The sequence below is a fragment of the Streptomyces sp. RLA123 genome, assembly GCF_056270165.1.
On sequence record NZ_JBWDOR010000003.1, the window covers coordinates 5230990 to 5247794 of the forward strand.

Sequence of the window (16805 nt, forward strand, 5' to 3'; positions counted from 1 at the left end):
ACCCTCGCGTGCGAGGATGGCCGAAAAACCGACGAAGGAGACGGAAACGTGCCTGGCACGAACCTCACACGTGAGGAGGCGCGCCGGCGTGCGCGCCTGCTGACGGTGGACGCATACGAAATCGAGCTCGACCTGAGCGGGGCCCAGGAGGGCGGCACCTTCAGGTCGGTGACCACGGTGCGCTTCGAGTCCGCCGAGGCGGGTGCCTCGACCTTCATCGACCTGGTCGCGCCGGCCGTCCGCGAGGTGGTACTCAACGGCACGGCGCTCGACCCGGCCGAGGTCTTCGCGGACAGCCGCATCGCGCTGCCCTCGCTGGAGGCCGGCCCCAACGAACTGCGGGTCGTGGCCGACGCGGCGTACACCAACACCGGCGAGGGCCTGCACCGCTTCGTCGACCCGGTCGACAAGCAGGCCTACCTCTACACCCAGTTCGAGGTGCCCGACGCGCGCCGCGTCTTCGCCTGCTTCGAGCAGCCCGACCTCAAGGCGACCTTCGCCCTCACCGTGCGGGCCCCGGCGGGCTGGACGGTCGTCTCCAACTCGCCGACCCCCGAGCCGGCCGGCAACGTCTGGAACTTCGCGCCGACCCCGCGCATCTCCACGTACATCACCGCGCTGATCGTCGGCCCGTACCACGCCGTGCACAGCACCTGGGAGGGCGAGGGCGGCCGCACCGTGCCGCTCGGCCTGTACTGCCGTCCGTCGCTGGCCGAGTTCCTCGACGCGGACGCGATCTTCGCGGTCACCCGGCAGGGCTTCGACTGGTTCGAGGAGAAGTTCGACTTCGCGTACCCCTTCGCGAAGTACGACCAGCTCTTCGTGCCGGAGTTCAACGCGGGCGCCATGGAGAACGCGGGCGCGGTCACCATCCGCGACCAGTACGTCTTCCGCTCCAAGGTGACGGACGCGGCCTACGAGGTGCGCGCCGAGACCATCCTCCACGAGCTCGCCCACATGTGGTTCGGCGACCTGGTCACCATGGAGTGGTGGAACGACCTGTGGCTGAACGAGTCGTTCGCCACCTACACCTCCATCGCCTGCCAGGCCTACGCGCCCGGCAGCAAGTGGCCGCACTCCTGGACCACCTTCGCCAACTCCATGAAGACCTGGGCGTACCGGCAGGACCAGCTGCCGTCCACCCACCCGATCATGGCGGAGATCAACGACCTGCAGGACGTCCAGGTCAACTTCGACGGCATCACCTACGCCAAGGGCGCCTCCGTCCTGAAGCAGCTGGTGGCCTACGTCGGCACGGACGAGTTCTTCACCGGCGTCCAGGCGTACTTCAAGCGCCACGCCTGGAAGAACACCCGCCTGACCGACCTGCTGTCCGCCCTGGAGGAGACCTCCGGCCGCGACCTGAAGACCTGGTCGAAGAAGTGGCTGGAGACCGCCGGCATCAACATCCTCCGCCCGGAGATCGAGACCGACGCCGACGGCACCATCACCGCCTTCGCTGTGCGCCAGGAGGCCCCGGCGCTGCCGGCCGGCGCCAAGGGCGAGTCCATCCTGCGGCCGCACCGCATCGCCGTGGGCGCGTACGACCTGCGCGACGGCAAGCTGGTGCGCGTCCAGCGCGTGGAACTGGACATCGACGGCCCGCTGACGGCGGTGCCCGATCTGGTGGGCGCCCGGCGCCCGGCGGTCGTGCTGCTCAACGACGACGACCTGTCGTACGCCAAGGTGCGCCTCGACGAGGTCTCGCTGGCCACCGTGCGCGACCACCTCGGCGACTTCACCGAGTCGCTGCCGCGCGCGCTGGTGTGGGCCTCGGCCTGGGACATGACCCGCGACGGCGAACTGGCCACCCGGGACTACCTGGAGCTGGTGCTCTCCGGCATCGGCAAGGAGTCCGACATCGGCGTCGTGCAGTCGCTGCACCGGCAGGTGAAGACGGCACTGGAGCTGTACGCGGCCCCCGAGTGGCGCGAGACCGGGCTGGCCCGCTGGACGGAGGCCACGGTGGAGCACCTGCGCGCTGCCGCCCCGGGCAGCGACCACCAGCTGGCCTGGGCCCGTGCCTTCGCGGGCACCGCGCGGACCAAGGACCAGCTGGACCTGCTGGGCGCGCTGCTCGACGGCTCGGAGGTCATCGGGGGTCTGGTGGTCGACACCGAGCTGCGCTGGAGCCTGCTGCAGCGGCTGGCCGCCACCGGCCGTGCCGACGAGGCCGCCATCGCCGCGGAGCTGGAGCGGGACGCCACCGCCGCCGGCGAGCGCCACGCGGCGACCGCGCGCGCCGCCCGGCCGACCGCCGAGGCCAAGGCCGAGGCCTGGGCCGCGGTCGTCGAGGCCGAGACGCTGACCAACGCCGTTCAGGAAGCGGTCATCGGCGGCTTCTCCGAGCCGGACCAGCGCGAGCTGCTGGAGCCGTACACGGAGCGGTACTTCGCGGCGATCGCGGGCATCTTCGAGTCCCGCTCGCACGAGATGGGCCAGCAGATCATCGTCGGCCTGTACCCGGCGTTCCAGGTCTCGCAGGCCACGCTGGACGCCACCGACGCGTGGTTCGCGGCGGCCGACCCGGCGCCCGCGCTGCGCCGCATGGTCACCGAGTGCCGTGCGGGCGTGGATCGCGCCCTGAAGGCACAGGCCGCGGACGCCGCGGCGGCGTGACCGCGCCGGGGCCCGGGGAGGTCGCACCCCGGGCCCCGGCGACGCCCGCCGTCACGCTGCGCCGTACGGGGGGCCCTGTGCGCCCGAGCCGGTGTCCGGGAACGCCGGAACGGGCCGCGGCGGTGCCGCGGCCCGGACCGTGCGGTCGGTCGGGGAAGGAGCCCGTCAGGCCTGCGGCTTGCGCGACTTGTCGGTCACGCTCACCAGGCCCGCGATGACGAGGAAGGCCAGGACCGGGATGCCGAGGAACAGCCCCAGCGTCTCGATCACGCTCAGGCCCGGCCCCGGGTCGGAGCCGTCGTCCACGCTGTTGGCGAACGCGGGGGACGACACGAGCAGCATCAGCGCCGTGGTGGCCGAGACGGCACCGGCGCGCAGGGCGTTCTTGTTGGGCTTGTCCACGCTCTCAAAGTAGCGAACGCTCCCGTACCCCGCGCGCCCGGGGTGGCCTTCGCGGGGGCTACGGGACATCCGTCGCCTCCATCGCCGTGCGCACCTCGTGGGCGAGGGCGTGCAACCGCTGCGAGGCGGCCAGCTGTTCCAGGGTGAGGGGGCGGCCCTCCGCGTCGGCGATCGGCAGCCGCCAGTTGGGGTACTCGTCCCAGGTGCCGGGCAGATTCTGCGGACGGCGGTCGCCGACACCGTCGGGGAGCCACACCCCGACCATCCGCGCCGGTGTCGCGGCCAGGAAGCGGTGCACGGCCTTGACCACGGACTCCTCGTCCCGCGTGCCCTCCGGCAGCAGCCCGAGCCGCCCGAGCAGCGCCAGCCACTCCGCGACGTCGACCGCGTCGGCGGCCTGTTCCTCCTCCAGCGACCGCGTCAGCAGCCCCAGCCGGTGCCGCAGTCCGACGTGCTCGCCGGTCAGCCGCGCGGCCGTGGTCGGCAGGTCGTGCGTGGTCACGGTGGCCAGCACGTCCGCCCGCCACTCCCGCGGGGGCAGCGGCCGGGCATGCCCGTGCCCGTCGGCGGCGGCCCCCTCGTAGTCCCGCTCGAACCAGAGCACCGAGGTGCCGAGGATGCCGCGGTCCGCGAGCTCCTCCCGTACGCCGGGCTCCACCGTGCCGAGGTCCTCCCCTATGACGACCGCGCCCGCGCGGTGCGCCTCCAGGGCGAGGATGCCGAGCATGGCCCCGGCGTCGTAGCGCACGTACGCCCCCTCGGTCGGGGGCCTGCCCTCCGGAACCCACCACAGCCGGAACAGCCCCATCACATGGTCGATGCGCAGCCCGCCCGCATGCCGCAGCACACCGCGCAGCAGGTCGCGGTAGGGCGCGTACCCCGTGGCCGCGAGCGCGTCCGGGCGCCACGGCGGCAGCCCCCAGTCCTGCCCGCGGGCATTGAAGGCGTCCGGTGGGGCGCCCACCGACATGCCGCGGGCGAGGGCGTCCTGCAGTGCCCAGGCGTCGGAGCCCGAGGGGTGCACGCCCACCGCGAGGTCGTGCACGACGCCCACGGCCATTCCGGCGTCGCGCGCGGCCCGCTGGGCGGCCCCCAGCTGACCGTCGGTCAGCCAGGCCAGCCAGCAGTGGAAGTCCACCTGGTCCAGCCGCTGCCCGCGCTGCCTCGCCACCTGTCCCGACCGCGGGTCGCGCAGCCCTGCCGGCCAGGACCGCCAGTCGGGACCGTGCAGTTCGGCCAGCATCGACCACGTGGCGTGGTCGTCCAGCGCCTGCCCCTGCTCGGCCAGGAAGTCCCCGTACGCGGCCCGGCGGCCCGGCGACAGCGGCACCTTGCGGACCAGCGCCAGCGCCTCGCGCTTGAGCTCCCACACCGCGTCACGGTCGATGAGGGCGTCCTTGAACAGCACCGAGTCGCGCAGAACCGCCGCCCTGCGCAGCAGGTCCGCGGCGCGCTCGCGGTCTCCCGCGTCGAGATGGGCGTACTCCGGGATCTCCTCCACCCGCAGGTACACCGGGTCCGGGAAACGCCGCGAGGACGGCCGGTACGGTGACGGATCGGTCGGCCGCCCCGGCACCGCCACGTGCAACGGGTTGATCTGGAGGAAACCCGCGTGCAGCGCCCGCCCCGTCCACGCCGCGAGGTCGGCCAGGTCGCCGAGGTCCCCCATGCCCCACGAACGCGCCGACAGCACGGAGTACAGCTGCGCCATGAAGCCGAACACCCGCTCGGGCGGTCCCGGCAGCCGGTCCGGCGCCACGACCAGCATCGCGGACGCGGTTCGCCCGTCCGGGGTCCGTGCGCGCAGCGCGTGCCGGCCGACCGGCAGCGCCGCCTGACCGTCCCAAGCGCGCTCGACGCCGTCCTCCGTCTCCACCCGAAGGGCCGTGCCCTCCGGCAGCACCAGCCCCGCCGAGCGCCCGGCCCGCAGAACGACGTTCCGGGGCAGCAGCCGCTGCCCCGCCCGCTGCTCGTGCTCCGCCAGCGCGTCCCGCACGGCCGCCGGCGTCGAGGCGTCCACCCCGAGCGCGGCCAGCACCTCGATCACCGTCTGGTCCGGAACCCGCACCTCACGGTCGGCCGAGGGGCGGTACGTCGGGGCCACGCCGTGCAGCACGGCAAGTCTGTCCCGCTCGGCAGGATCGGTCATCGGGGTGCCCTCCCGGGCGTTGTCGAAACAGGGCGACGCCCTCAGCCATACCCACTGCGTGGCCGCGCAGTCGCCCTCCGTGTGGGTGTGCTTCGCTGCGCTCCGCCGTACCGGTGCTTTTCCCCGCCCGCCCTCCCTCCCCCAACCTTCGGCCGGAGGTGCCCCCACCACCCCCGCCCCCTCGGTGGTGTTTCGCGCCTGGTCCCCAGTGGGGGGTGCGGAGCCGGTCCGGGGTGGTTGCGCTCGCCTGGATGCCGCCCCGCAGCCGGCCGCGAGCCCCCGGGGTCGCCCAACGCCCCCTCCCACTGTGCGCGCGAGCCCGGCGCCCGACATCCCGTGGGGGGTGAGGGTGGTCGCGGCTCGCGTCATCGTGGCCCGGCGCAGGTGGCGGCCCCGCTGTACGGACTGCGGTCGGTGACCCCGGACTGGACGCCGTCCGATCTCTCGAGGGGCCCGGGGCGTTGGCGCTGCGTCAACGGGTGGGCCCGGGCTCGGTGCCGTCTCCAACCTCCCACCGGGGATCAGGCGCAGGACGAAACTTGAGGGGCGGGGGTGTTGGGGGCACAACCCGGAGTACGCAGCACAAGGCGCCCGAGGCACCTCTATGTGCTGTCCAGAATGGCCGGCCCCGGAGGCCCCGAATCAGGCCCTCAGACAACTTGCGCGGGGTCACCGACTTCACAGGGCACACGGGCGGGCGGGGAATGGTCGCGCCAGGGGGCCGCGGCCTCGAGCTGCGCCGCGAGGGCGAGGAGCGGCCCCTCCGCGCCGTGGGGCGCCGCGAGCATCATCCCGATCGGCAGGCCCGCCTCACTCCACTCCAGCGGGAGCGACACCGCCGGCAGTCCGGCGATGTTCCAGGGCGCGGTGAACGGGGTGAAGGCCAGTTGCGCGGCGAAGTCGGCCTCGGGGTCGGCGTCGTCGCGCAGGGCGCCGACGGGTGCGGGGAGCCGGGCCAGCGTCGGGGTGAGGACGGCGTCGTAGGGCTGCACGGCGCGGGCCAGTTTCCGGCCCACGGACTGCATCGCGCCGAGGGCGCGGGCGTAGTCGAGACCGCCGGCGTCCTGCCCCTGCGCGCGCAACCACCGGGTGAGCGGGAGTAGTTCGGCCTCGCGCTCCGCGGGGACGGGCGTGAGCGCCGCCAGTACCGCCCACACCGGGGTGAACGCGTCCCGGTCGCCCGGCGCCAGCGGCTGGGGCACGTCGACGACCTCGTGGCCCAGGTCCTCCAGCAGCGTCGAGGTCCGCTCGTACGCGGCCAGCACCTCCGGGTCGACGGTGACCCCGGCGACGTCCGGCCGGGCCCAGCGGGCGATGCGCAGCCGGCGCGGTTCGTGGTCGCACCACCGCAGGAACGTCCGCTCGGGCAGCGGCAGGGGGAAGGGATCGCCGGGGGCCGGTACGGACAGCACGTCCAGGAGCGCGGCGGCGTCGCGCACCGTGCGCGCGATCGGGCCGCTCACGGCCAGTCCGCTGACGTCGCCCCGGGGCGCGGGGCTCACGCGGCCGCGGCTGGGCTTGAGGCCGACGACGCCGCAGCAGCTCGCGGGGATGCGGATGGAGCCGCCGCCGTCGCTGCCGTGCGCGGCCGCCGCGAGGCCCGCGGCCACCGCGGCCGCGGCGCCGCCGCTGCTGCCGCCCGCGCCGCGCGCGAGGTCGTACGGGGTGCGGGCGGGCGGTCCCGCGCGGCCCTCGGTGTAGGCGGGCAGTCCGAACTCGGGGGTGTTGGTCTTGCCGGTCATCACCGTGCCCGCCTCCCGGAGGAGCGTCACGAGGTGGGCGTCCTGCCCGGCGACCCGGTCGGCGAAGACCGCGGAGCCGGAGGTGAAGCGGATCCCCGCCACGGGGGTGAGGTCCTTCACCGGGACCGGGACCCCGAGCAGGGGCGGTGGTTCCCCGCCGGCGAGCAGCAGCCGCTCGGCGCGCCGCGCGTCCTCCAGTGCCCGTTCCGGGGTGACCGTCAGATACGCCCCGAGCGCGGGGCCGATCCGCTCGATCCGCTCCAGGTGGTGGGTGGTCAGCTCGACCGGTGAGATCTCCCCGCGGCGTACCGCGGCGGCCTGCTCCAGCATCGTCAGCTCGTGAGGTGCGGTCACCCGGCCCAGCCTAGGCAAAAGGCCGGGGCGGGTGCTTGTTCCAGCACCCGCCCCGGATCGTGCGCAAGGTCGCGCGGACTAGCCCGCGTTCACCTTGCCGATGATGACGCTGCCGGTGCCCGCGGCGGTGCCGTTGGCGTTGAGCAGCTGGACCTCGCCGAAGAACTGGCGTCCCGCGGGAGCGGGGGCGGCCACCAGCACGTTCGCGGTGACGTCGGCCGAGGCGCCGTTGGCCAGCGGCACGTTCGCCGCCTCGTCGACGACGACCGAGCCGAGCGACGCCGAGTAGAAGACGTCACGGTAGTCGTACGCGGTGGTGCCGGACGGGACGGAGAAGCCGTCCACCTCGACGGTGTAGGTGCCGGCCGCCGGGTTGGCGATGCTGACGGCCTCCTCGGAGTCGCCGTCCGCGGAGCGGGCGACCTCGACGCCGTTGCGGTAGACGTACAGGTCCAGGTCGGCACCGGTGTCCGCGGTGCTGCCGATCGCCACGTCGAGACGGGTGGCGCCCGCCGGCACGGTGACCTGCGTTGTGGTGGTCTGGCCCTGGCTGATCGACGGACGGGACGCCTCGGCCGAGCCGAGCGCGCCGCCCTTCAGCTTGCCCTGCACGGCGGCGAAGCCGTTGGTGACCTTCCACGAGACCGGGGCGGGGGTGCCGACGGTGGCCTCGTCGATGGTCTGCACCTCGGGGTCGAAGGAGGCGCCGAGCGCGGTCGCTGTGAGGGTGTAGGGGTTGTCCAGCAGCGGCGAGGTGCGTCGCGCCTCGACCTCGAACTCCCAGACGCCCGGCAGCGGCTCCGCGTAGGAACGCAGGTCGGGGCGGCAGGTGTTGGCCGGGTTGTTGTAGTTGGGGTAGCAGGAGGGCGTGGAGGTGTCGTCCACCGGGACGCCCCACGGGTTGATGGCGATGAAGCGGGTCTGGCTGCCCGCCGCGAGACCGCTCATCTTGACCTCGAGCGACTTGGCGCCCTCGGGCACGGTCACGAAGTACGAGGTGGTGCTGTTGCGCTGGACCGTGTCGGACGCGGTGAACGCGTAGCCCGGCTTGGCCTGCGGGGTGGAGACCACGACCGTGTTGAGGATCTGCTGGTCGACACCGCGCGTCGACGGGTCGTCGACCTCGAGGATCGCGCTGTGCGCGCCGGCGGTGTGCGGCTTGGCGGTGATCTGCACGGTGACCGGCTTGTTCAGCGGCAGGTCGACGGTGTCGTCACCGGGGAACCGCCAGGTGCTGTCGTCGTTCAGCCAGTGCAGGTCGTGGCGGATCGTGCGGTCCGGACCGGAGGTGCGGGTGAGCGTGACGTCGTACGTCTTGCTCTGGTTCGCCTTCAGGCCGGTCTCACGGTCGTAGACGCCGGTGCCGTAGCCCGGGGTCGCCAGGAACTGCGACAGGCTGGTGGAGACCGGGGCCTTGACGGTGTAGGTGTTGGCGTCGGCACCGGTCTTGATCAGGTGCCAGGCGCGGTCCACGTCCAGCAGGCCGGAGCCCTGGGCGAAGGCCTGGACGTCCTTGATCTTCTTCGCGGTGCTGATCAGCGCCGTGCGCAGCTTCACCGGGGTGAGGTCGATGTGCGCGTGCTTGGCGGCGGACAGCAGCAGCGCGGAGGCGCCGGCGGCCTGCGGGGAGGCCATCGAGGTGCCCTGGAGCATTCCGTAGCCGGGCGGCAGGCTGTAGCCCGCATCGGCGACGGGGGCGCCGGGCTCCCAGGTCGGGATGGTGTTGATGGAGGCACCCGGGGCCGAGATCACCGGCGCGATGCCGCCGTCCTCACGCGGGCCGCGCGAGGAGAACGGCATCATGTCGTAGTCCTTGGTGACCTGCGAGCCGTAGTTGGCCGCCCAGGTCTCCTTGGAGATCGTCGCGCCGACGCTGATGACCTTGTCGGCCAGGCCGGGGTCCCCGATGGTGTTGAGCCCGGGACCGCTGTTGCCGGCCGAGATGACCAGCTGGACGCCGTAGTCGTCGATCAGGCGGGTGTACAGCTGGGCGCGGACGTTGTTGCCGTCGTTCAGCGCGGGCAGACCGCCGATGGACATGTTGACGATGTCCACACCGCGGTTGACCACCAGGTCGATCATGCCCTCGGTCAGCGCGATGTTGGTGCAGCCGCCGTCCCAGGAGCAGGCGCGCGAGGAGACGATCTTCGCACCCGGTGCCGCGCCGATCATCTTGCCGCCGAACAGGCCGTTGGCGGAGGTGATGCCGGCGACGTGCGTGCCGTGCTCGGACTGGATGACGCCGATGTTGACGAAGTCGGCCTTCCGTCCGATCCAGTCGCCGCCGTACGGGTCCGTCGGGACGTCCTTGCGGATCTCCACCACGAAGGGGATGCGCTCGGAGATGGCCGTGGCGGGGTTGTCGGTGCCGAAGTACCCGACCTGGAAGCCGTCCTTGTACGGCTTCATCGGGGTGTCGTCACCGAAGTTGCCGTTGTCGTTGAGGTCCACCCGGACGGTGCCGGCCGCCGGGTCGTAGAGCACGCCCCACAGGTCGGTGGTGTCGCCGTCCCGGTTGAGGTCGCCGGCCATGTCGCCGCCCACGGTGGCCGACTCGCGGAACACCGTGACCTGCTGCGAGGGATTGGGGGCCGTCCACGTCCTGGTGCCCACGGTGACGGTCGGCCCGTTGGTCATCCGGCGCCACGTGGCGTCGGCGTCCAGGATCGGGTCGGTCGCGGTGACCCAGTCGACGATCTTGCGCTCGCCGGTGGTGGTCTTCTGAAGGGCCGGGTGGCCGAGGTCGACACCCGAGTCGAGGATGCCGATGGTGACGCCGCGGCCGTCCGACTCGGGGTTCTTGCGGACGAAGTCGACCGCGCCGGTCTCCCAGGCGGGCTGGTACGGGTTGACCGCCGGGGTGTTGGCGTCCGGGCCCGGGTAGGTGGCAGCCGTGGACTTCTTCGCAGCGCTCTTGGCGGCGTCGCCCGACGGTGTCGGGTCGTCGAGCTTGATCTCCTGCTTCAGGTCGACGGCCTGTACGGAGGAGAGCTGCTGCGCCGCCGCGATCGCGGCGTCGGCCTTGCCGGTCGGGACCGTGGCGCGGACGTAGCCGAGCTTGTCGTACGTCCGGTCCACCGAGGCGCCCTTGAGGCCGTCGATCTCGTCCGAGATCTGTTCGGTGGAACCCGCCTTGGTGGCGATCATCATGGTGACGTTCTTGTCGCCTGCGGCCTTGGCCTTGGCGAGGAGTTCCGCGTCGGCGGATCCGAGCTTGTCGCCGGCGGTCTTCACCGCCGCGTCGGCGGGGTCGCCCCCCTGGTCGGCGAAAGCGGTGGAGGCGGATATTCCGGTCGCGGTCAACGCGGCGACGAGGCCCGCAGCGAGCGCGATGCGGACGCGTCTCTTCCCGCGTATGTGTTCAAGAGACATGGGCATCCTTGTTCAAGATTTGGGCGCCAGTTGACGGACACAGTGGTCCATGTGCCGGGTTGTTGGGGAGTGCCGGAGATGGCGCAGGTCGGCCATGACGCGAATGCGTCAAGCGTCGGACGCCCGTGAATGCCGCACAACGACCCAACCCTGCCCATGTCGCCGACCGCGCGCTCACGGGCCGGCCCGTGAGCGTGGCTGTCGTGCAAGGGGGTTGGTGAACAGCTGATGAGCGGTTCGCCGCGGTCTCTCCGGCCCCGGGTGACCAGCGCGAAGACAGCCGGTCGATGTCACGGGACCGGCATCGGCCGTTCCGCTTGTGTGGGACCGCCGGTCACTCCGGCCGTCCGTACCCCCGGGGCAGACGCCCCTGCCCTTCCCCTCGCGCACCCCCGGGAACCGGCCATGTCCGGCCCCGTGTCCTCCGGCCCCGTGCTGTCGCTCCGCTGACGCCCGCCAGCACGGCAATCATCGGCGGACCGCCCCGGTGGCTGGAACGGATGCCCACCGCCCACATCGGTGAGACCGTCCCGGTCTTCCGCCACGACCCCCGCCGGGCCATGACGGCACGGTCCGCGACCCCGCCCGGCCGGTCCAGAAGCGGCACACGGGCGAGGAACTCGTCGTACGTCCCCCAGGGTTCCTTCAGGGAGGTCCCCGATGCCTCCCACGTCGGATCCCCGCAGCCCCGCCCGGATCCCCGGCTCGTCGGGCCTGTGGGGCCTGTCGGGCCGGCTCAGCGGGGGAGCACCACCACGTACGAGGCCGGGTCGCGGTCCACCGAGGCCATCAACGCGGTGCGGACGACGGCCGCCTGCTGCTCCAGCGCCTCGCGCAGCTTCTTCGGCGTGATGTGCACCACCGTGATGCCGAGCCGCTCCAGGTGCTCGCGCTTGCGGGCGTACTCCGACCAGAGGGCGTCCTCGTCCTGGCGCGGCGCGCGTGCGTCGATCTCGACGGCGACCGCGAGCTCCGGCCAGTACGCGTCCACGCCGCCCAGGTGCGGGCCGCCCGGCAGGCGCAGGTCCACGTTCCACACCGGGTCGGGCAGGCCGAAGCAGCGCACCATGTCGTACAGCCGGCTCTCGGCGATCGCCCTGCCCTCGGCCAGCAGCGCGTCCACGGCCTCGACGACGTGCGGCCGCGACAGCAGCCGCGCGCGGCTCAGTTCCCGGACGATGGACGTGGCCTCGCAGTGCCCGCCGCGCACCGCCTCGGTCATGACCAGGCGCACCGTCTCCGCGTCTTCGAGTTCCGCCACCGCGTCGGCCAGCGCCCGCTGCACCGGGGCGCACGGGATGCCGCCCACCAGGTGCGGGCGCGGCGGGGTCTGCGTCCGTACGAAGCTCACGTCCCCCGCGGCGCGCACCTTGCGCTGACGGGCCACCAGCAGGTCGATCCGCGCCAGGCCGAGCAGCGGCGGCACGGAGGAGAAGCGGTGCAGGGCGAGCGCGGCCAGGCCGGTCACCATGGCGTCGCCGTCCGCGTAGAGCAGTGCCGCCTGCAGCCGCTCCTCGCTCGTGGGCGGTCCCGGGTGCAGCACATAGACCTTGGGCAGCACCTCCTGCCACGGGCCGTCCGGGCCGCAGCGCTCCGAGAGCGTGCCGGGGGTGACGCCGTGCTCGCGCAGCTGACGTGCGGTCAGTACCGCGGGGCGCTTGCGGGAGGGGTGGTCGAGGGGGCGGGGGCTGAGGGGGGTGTTGTGGTTCATGCCGGGTCAATTCCCGCTCACCAGGGGCGGGCTAACCGCTGTTACCGTTTCGTCGACAAATGCGGACATCCCCGCACTAAAGTTCAGACGTTCGGTTGCCGAAGGGTGGATTTCACCTATCCGGGTGTACCGATCCCGGCTGCCTGCGGATTCGTCACCGCGGTACCCGGGGCGCCAGGGGGCGCCCGGAGGGCGGACGGTACGCCGTTGGGGTGACCGGACGTCTGTTCGCGGGGGCGCGGGGGTGTACGGGCACGCGTGCGGGGGTGCGCCGCCCGCCGGGCGGCGCACCCCCGCACGCGCCGGGTATCAGGCGTCCGCGCCGGCCGCCGCGTCGCGTGCCTGGGCGCGCAGCGCCCGCGCGAGGTCGTCACGGCACTCGGCGACCAGTCGCCGCAGGGCGGGGGCGGCAGCGGAGTGCTCGTCCAGCCAGGCGGCCGCGGCGTCGACCGTCTCCGCGCGGTCCTGGAGATGCGGGAAGAGCCCCCGGACCACGGCCATGGCGATCTCGATCGACCGCTCCGCCCAGATCCGCTCGATGACGGCGAAGTACTTCCCGGCGTACGGCGCCAGCAGTTCGCGCTGCCCCGCCTGCTCGAACCCCGCGATGGTCGCCTCGACCAGGGCGTTGGACAGCGTGTCGGACTCCACGACCGCCGCCCAGGCCTGCGCCTTGACCGCCTCCGACGGACGTGCCGCCAGGCAGCGCACCTGGTGCCGGCGGCCGGAGGCGGTGTCGTCGCGGGAGAGCTCGGCGGCGAGGACGGACTCGTCCGCGGCGCCGCCGGCGGCCAGCGACTCCAGGAACGTCCAGCGCAGTTCCTGGTCCACCTCCAGCCCGTCGACCTTCTCCGTGCCGTCCAGGAGCGAGCGCAAGAACGCCGTCCCGGCCTCGCCCGAGGCGACCGAGGCGTGGAAGCGGGCCCAGGCCAACTGGTGCCCGCTGCCGGGCTCGGCCGCGCGCAGTTCGCGCAGGGCGCCCTGCTCCAGGGCGCGCAGCCCCTCCTCGCGCCACTGCGGCGCCGCGTAGTCGTGCAGGGCTGTACGGGCCTGCATGTGCAGGCCCTGGAGGACGCCGATGTCGGTCTCGGCGCCCGCGAAGCGCAGAACCAGGCCCAGGTAGTCACGGGCCGGCATGAGCCCGTCGCGCGTCATGTTCCACACCGCGGACCAGGCCAGCGCCCGCGCCATGGGGTCGGCCAGCTCGCCCAGGTGCTCCCGGACGGTGACCAGGGAGTCCTGGTCGAAGCGGATCTTGCAGTACGTCAGGTCCTCGTCGTTGACCAGGACGAGGTCCGGGCGCTCGGCCCCGGCCAGTTCCGCCACCACGCTGCGCGGTCCTGCGACGTCGGTCTCGGCGCGCGCGTACCGCTCCAGGGCGCCGCCGGGCGCGCGGCGGTAGAGCCCGACCGCGACGCGGTGCGGCCGCAGTTGCGGGTGCGAGGCCGCGGCCTCCTGCACCACGGCGAGCTCCGCGACGCGTCCATGGCCGTCGTACGTCACCTGCGGCGTCAGCGAGTTGACGCCCGCGGTCTGCAGCCAGGCCCGCGACCACTCGGCCATGTCGCGCCCGGAGGTCTCCGCCAGCACCGACAGCAGGTCGCCGAGCCCGGTGTTGCCGTACGCGTGCCGTTTGAAGTAGCGCCGCGCGCCCTCGAGGAACGCGTCCCGGCCCACGTAGGCGACCAGTTGCTTGAGCACCGAGGCGCCCTTGGCGTACGTGATGCCGTCGAAGTTGAGTTTGGCGTCCTCCAGGTCGCGGATGTCGGCCGTGACCGGGTGCGTGGACGGCAGCTGGTCGGCGCGGTAGGCCCACGCCTTGCGCCGGTTGGCGAAGGTGATCCAGCCGTCCTTGTAGCGGGTCGCCTCCACGAGCGAGAACGCGCCCATGAAGTCGGCGAACGACTCCTTGAGCCACAGGTCGTCCCACCACTTCATGGTGACCAGGTCGCCGAACCACATGTGCGCCATCTCGTGCAGGATGACGTTCGCCCGTGCCTCGTACGACGCCCGGGTGACCTTGCCGCGGAAGACGTACTCCTCGCGGAAGGTGACCAGACCCGGGTTCTCCATCGCGCCGATGTTGTACTCCGGCACGAAGGCCTGGTCGTACTTCCCGAAGGGGTACGGGTAGTCGAAGTGGTCGTGGAAGAAGTCCAGGCCCTGCCGGGTGACGGTGAAGATCTCCTCGGCCTCGAAGTGCCGGGCGAGGCCCTTGCGGCACAGCGCGCCCAGCGGGATCTCCAGCTCCGTGCCGTCCGCCAGGGTGCGCCGGTAGGTGTCGTGCACCATGTGGTACGGCCCGGCGACCACGGCCGTGATGTACGTCGAGATCGGCCGGGTCGCCGCGAAGTGCCGGGTCTCGCCGCCGTCCGAGACACCGGCGACCCGCTCGTTGCTCAGCACCACCCATGACTCCGGGGCGGTCACCGAGAAGGTGAAGGGCGCCTTCAGGTCGGGCTGCTCGAAGTTCGCGAAGACCCGGCGGGCGTCGGCCGGCTCGTACTGCGTGTAGAGGTAGACCTCGCCGTCCTCGGGGTCGGCGAAGCGGTGCAGGCCCTCGCCGGTACGGCTGTACGCGCACTGCGCGTCGACGACCAGCACGTTGTCGGCGGCCAGGTCGGGCAGCGCGATCCGTGCCCCGTCGAAGACCTCCGCAGGGTCCAGCTCCCGGCCGTTGAGCACCACCGACGTGACCGAGGGCGCCACCAGGTCGGCGAAGCTCGCCGTGCCCGGCTCGGCGCAGCGGAAGCGGATCGTGGTCACCGAACGGTAGGTCCGCTCCTCCGCCCGGACCGCCGACCGGAGGTCGAGCGCGACCTCGTAGCCGTCCACGGCGAGCAGCCGGGCCCGCTCATGGGCCTCGTCACGCGTGAGGTTCTCACCGGGCACGGGGTCTCCATCCTTCGCACGTCGTCGTGGCGTCCGTCTTGTGGACGCCAGGCATTTTCGCACGTGGCACCCGCGGGCACCGCACGGGAATGGCAGGGGGACCGGGGGCGTTCCCTGTTGCGCACGACGTGTCGATGTGTCATGCCCCGAGGAGACGACCGTGACCGAGACCACAACCGCCGCCACCCCCACCCCGGTGGACTTCTGGTTCGACCCCGCCTGCCCCTGGGCGTGGATGACCTCCCGCTGGATGCTGGAGGTGGAGAAGGTGCGCCCCGTCCAGGTGCGGTGGCACGTGATGAGCCTCGCGGTGCTCAATGACGGCCGCGAGCTTCCCGAGCAGTACCGCGAGTTCCTCACCACCGCCTGGGGCCCGGTCCGCGTGTGCATCGCTGCCGAGCAGAAGCACGGCAGCGAGGTGCTCGGAGCCCTCTACACCGCCCTGGGCAAGCGCATCCACAACCAGGGACTGGGCCACAAGGACAAGGACGTCATCGTCGCCGCCCTGGAGGAGGCGGGCCTGCCCGCGGACCTCGCCGACTTCGCCGGCAGTGACGTCTACGACGCCGAGCTGCGCGCCTCCCACCAGGAGGGCATCTCGAAGGTCGGCCAGGACGTCGGCACCCCGGTCATCGCGGTCCCCGGCGCCGACGGTGAGCAGATCGCCTTCTTCGGCCCGGTCGTCACCCCCGCCCCCAAGGGTGAGGCCGCGGCCCGTCTGTGGGACGGCACGCTGCTCGTCGCGTCCACCCCCGGCTTCTACGAGATCAAGCGGACCCGCGACCAGGGCCCGATCTTCGACTGATCTCCCGCTCGGGCACTTGGGGACGCCTAGAAGTGGCGGAGCAGTTCGGGGAAGGCCGTCAGCCGCAGCACGCGCCCGTCGGCCGGGTCGATCTCGGACTGCTCCAGCACCCAGGTGTTGTCGTTCGGGATGAAGACGGCGCTCATCCCCGCCTCTCGGGCGGGGATGATGTCGGACCTGGGGGAGTTGCCGATCATCCACGTCGCCTCCGGCGCGAAGCCGTAGTGCGCGATCAGCCCCCGGTAGGTGTCCACGGCCTTCTCCGGGACGATGTGCACGCCGCGGAACCGGTCGGCCAGCCCGGACGCCTCGACCTTGCGGGACTGCTCCTCGGCGTCGCCCTTGGTGAGCAGCAGCAGCTCGTGGCGGCCGCCCAGCTCGTCGAGGGTCCGTGCGACCCCGGGCATCAGCTCCACGCGGTGCTCGGTGAAGGCCCGCGCAAGATCGTCGATGCGCAGGGCCTCCTCCGCCGTCCTCGGCCGCTCCCGAAGTCGTTCCAGGCACTCGCCGAGGCTGCGCAGGAACACCTTGCTGCCGTATCCGTGGGCGACCGCGTTCGCCGCCTCGATCTCGTCGAGCAGCGCTCTGATCCGGTCCCGGTCCAGCACCGGGTGGTCGACCCAGTCGAGGAAGTCCTCTATCACCCGTTCGAAGACGGCGTTGTTCTCCCAGAGCGTGTCGTCGGCGTCGAAGATCAGTACCTGCCCGGTCAGCCTCGCGTCACCCATGGCGGGAGCCTAACCAGCGCACGGGCGCCAG

Annotated in this window: 9 protein-coding genes; 2 read left to right on the plus strand and 7 right to left on the minus strand. The window is 72.6% G+C overall.

Annotated features, from left to right (window positions below; genetic code table 11):
* The first annotated feature begins 48 nt into the window (after positions 1-48).
* The gene (gene pepN / locus RV983_RS23860) at positions 49-2619 is read left to right on the plus strand and encodes an aminopeptidase N (RefSeq protein ID WP_475987771.1); all 2571 of its coding nucleotides are present in this window, start codon (positions 49-51) and stop codon (positions 2617-2619) included.
* A gap of 165 nt (positions 2620-2784) precedes the next feature.
* On the opposite strand, the gene RV983_RS23865 is transcribed toward pepN (RV983_RS23860), so the two are convergent.
* The 6 genes from RV983_RS23865 to pepN (RV983_RS23890) all read right to left on the minus strand — a co-directional run bounded on the left by RV983_RS23865 (position 2785) and on the right by pepN (RV983_RS23890) (position 15241).
* Entirely contained in the window at positions 2785-3021 is a 237-nt protein-coding gene (locus tag RV983_RS23865) for a hypothetical protein (RefSeq protein WP_475990589.1), read from the minus strand.
* 58 nt (positions 3022-3079) lie between these two features.
* Positions 3080-5170, minus strand: a complete 2091-nt coding sequence (gene malQ / locus RV983_RS23870; protein ID WP_475987772.1) for a 4-alpha-glucanotransferase — start codon at positions 5168-5170, stop codon at positions 3080-3082.
* 650 nt (positions 5171-5820) lie between these two features.
* On the minus strand, positions 5821-7266 hold the full coding sequence (locus RV983_RS23875) for an amidase (protein ID WP_475987773.1): 1446 nt from the start codon (positions 7264-7266) through the stop codon (positions 5821-5823).
* A gap of 78 nt (positions 7267-7344) precedes the next feature.
* On the minus strand, positions 7345-10638 hold the full coding sequence (locus RV983_RS23880; protein WP_475987774.1) for a S8 family serine peptidase: 3294 nt from the start codon (positions 10636-10638) through the stop codon (positions 7345-7347).
* Positions 10639-11374: 736 nt separating this feature from the next.
* Entirely contained in the window at positions 11375-12349 is a 975-nt protein-coding gene (locus RV983_RS23885) for a hypothetical protein (protein WP_475987775.1), read from the minus strand.
* Positions 12350-12658: 309 nt separating this feature from the next.
* Positions 12659-15241, minus strand: coding sequence for an aminopeptidase N (gene pepN, locus RV983_RS23890; protein ID WP_475987776.1), 2583 nt, complete (start codon positions 15239-15241; stop codon positions 12659-12661).
* A 160-nt stretch (positions 15242-15401) separates the two neighbouring features.
* Here pepN (RV983_RS23890) and RV983_RS23895 point away from each other — a divergent pair, with 160 nt between their 5' ends.
* On the plus strand, positions 15402-16046 hold the full coding sequence (locus RV983_RS23895) for a mycothiol-dependent nitroreductase Rv2466c family protein (RefSeq protein WP_475987777.1): 645 nt from the start codon (positions 15402-15404) through the stop codon (positions 16044-16046).
* A gap of 26 nt (positions 16047-16072) precedes the next feature.
* On the opposite strand, the gene RV983_RS23900 is transcribed toward RV983_RS23895, so the two are convergent.
* On the minus strand, positions 16073-16774 hold the full coding sequence (locus RV983_RS23900) for an HAD family hydrolase (RefSeq protein WP_475987778.1): 702 nt from the start codon (positions 16772-16774) through the stop codon (positions 16073-16075).
* Positions 16775-16805: the final 31 nt, after the last annotated feature.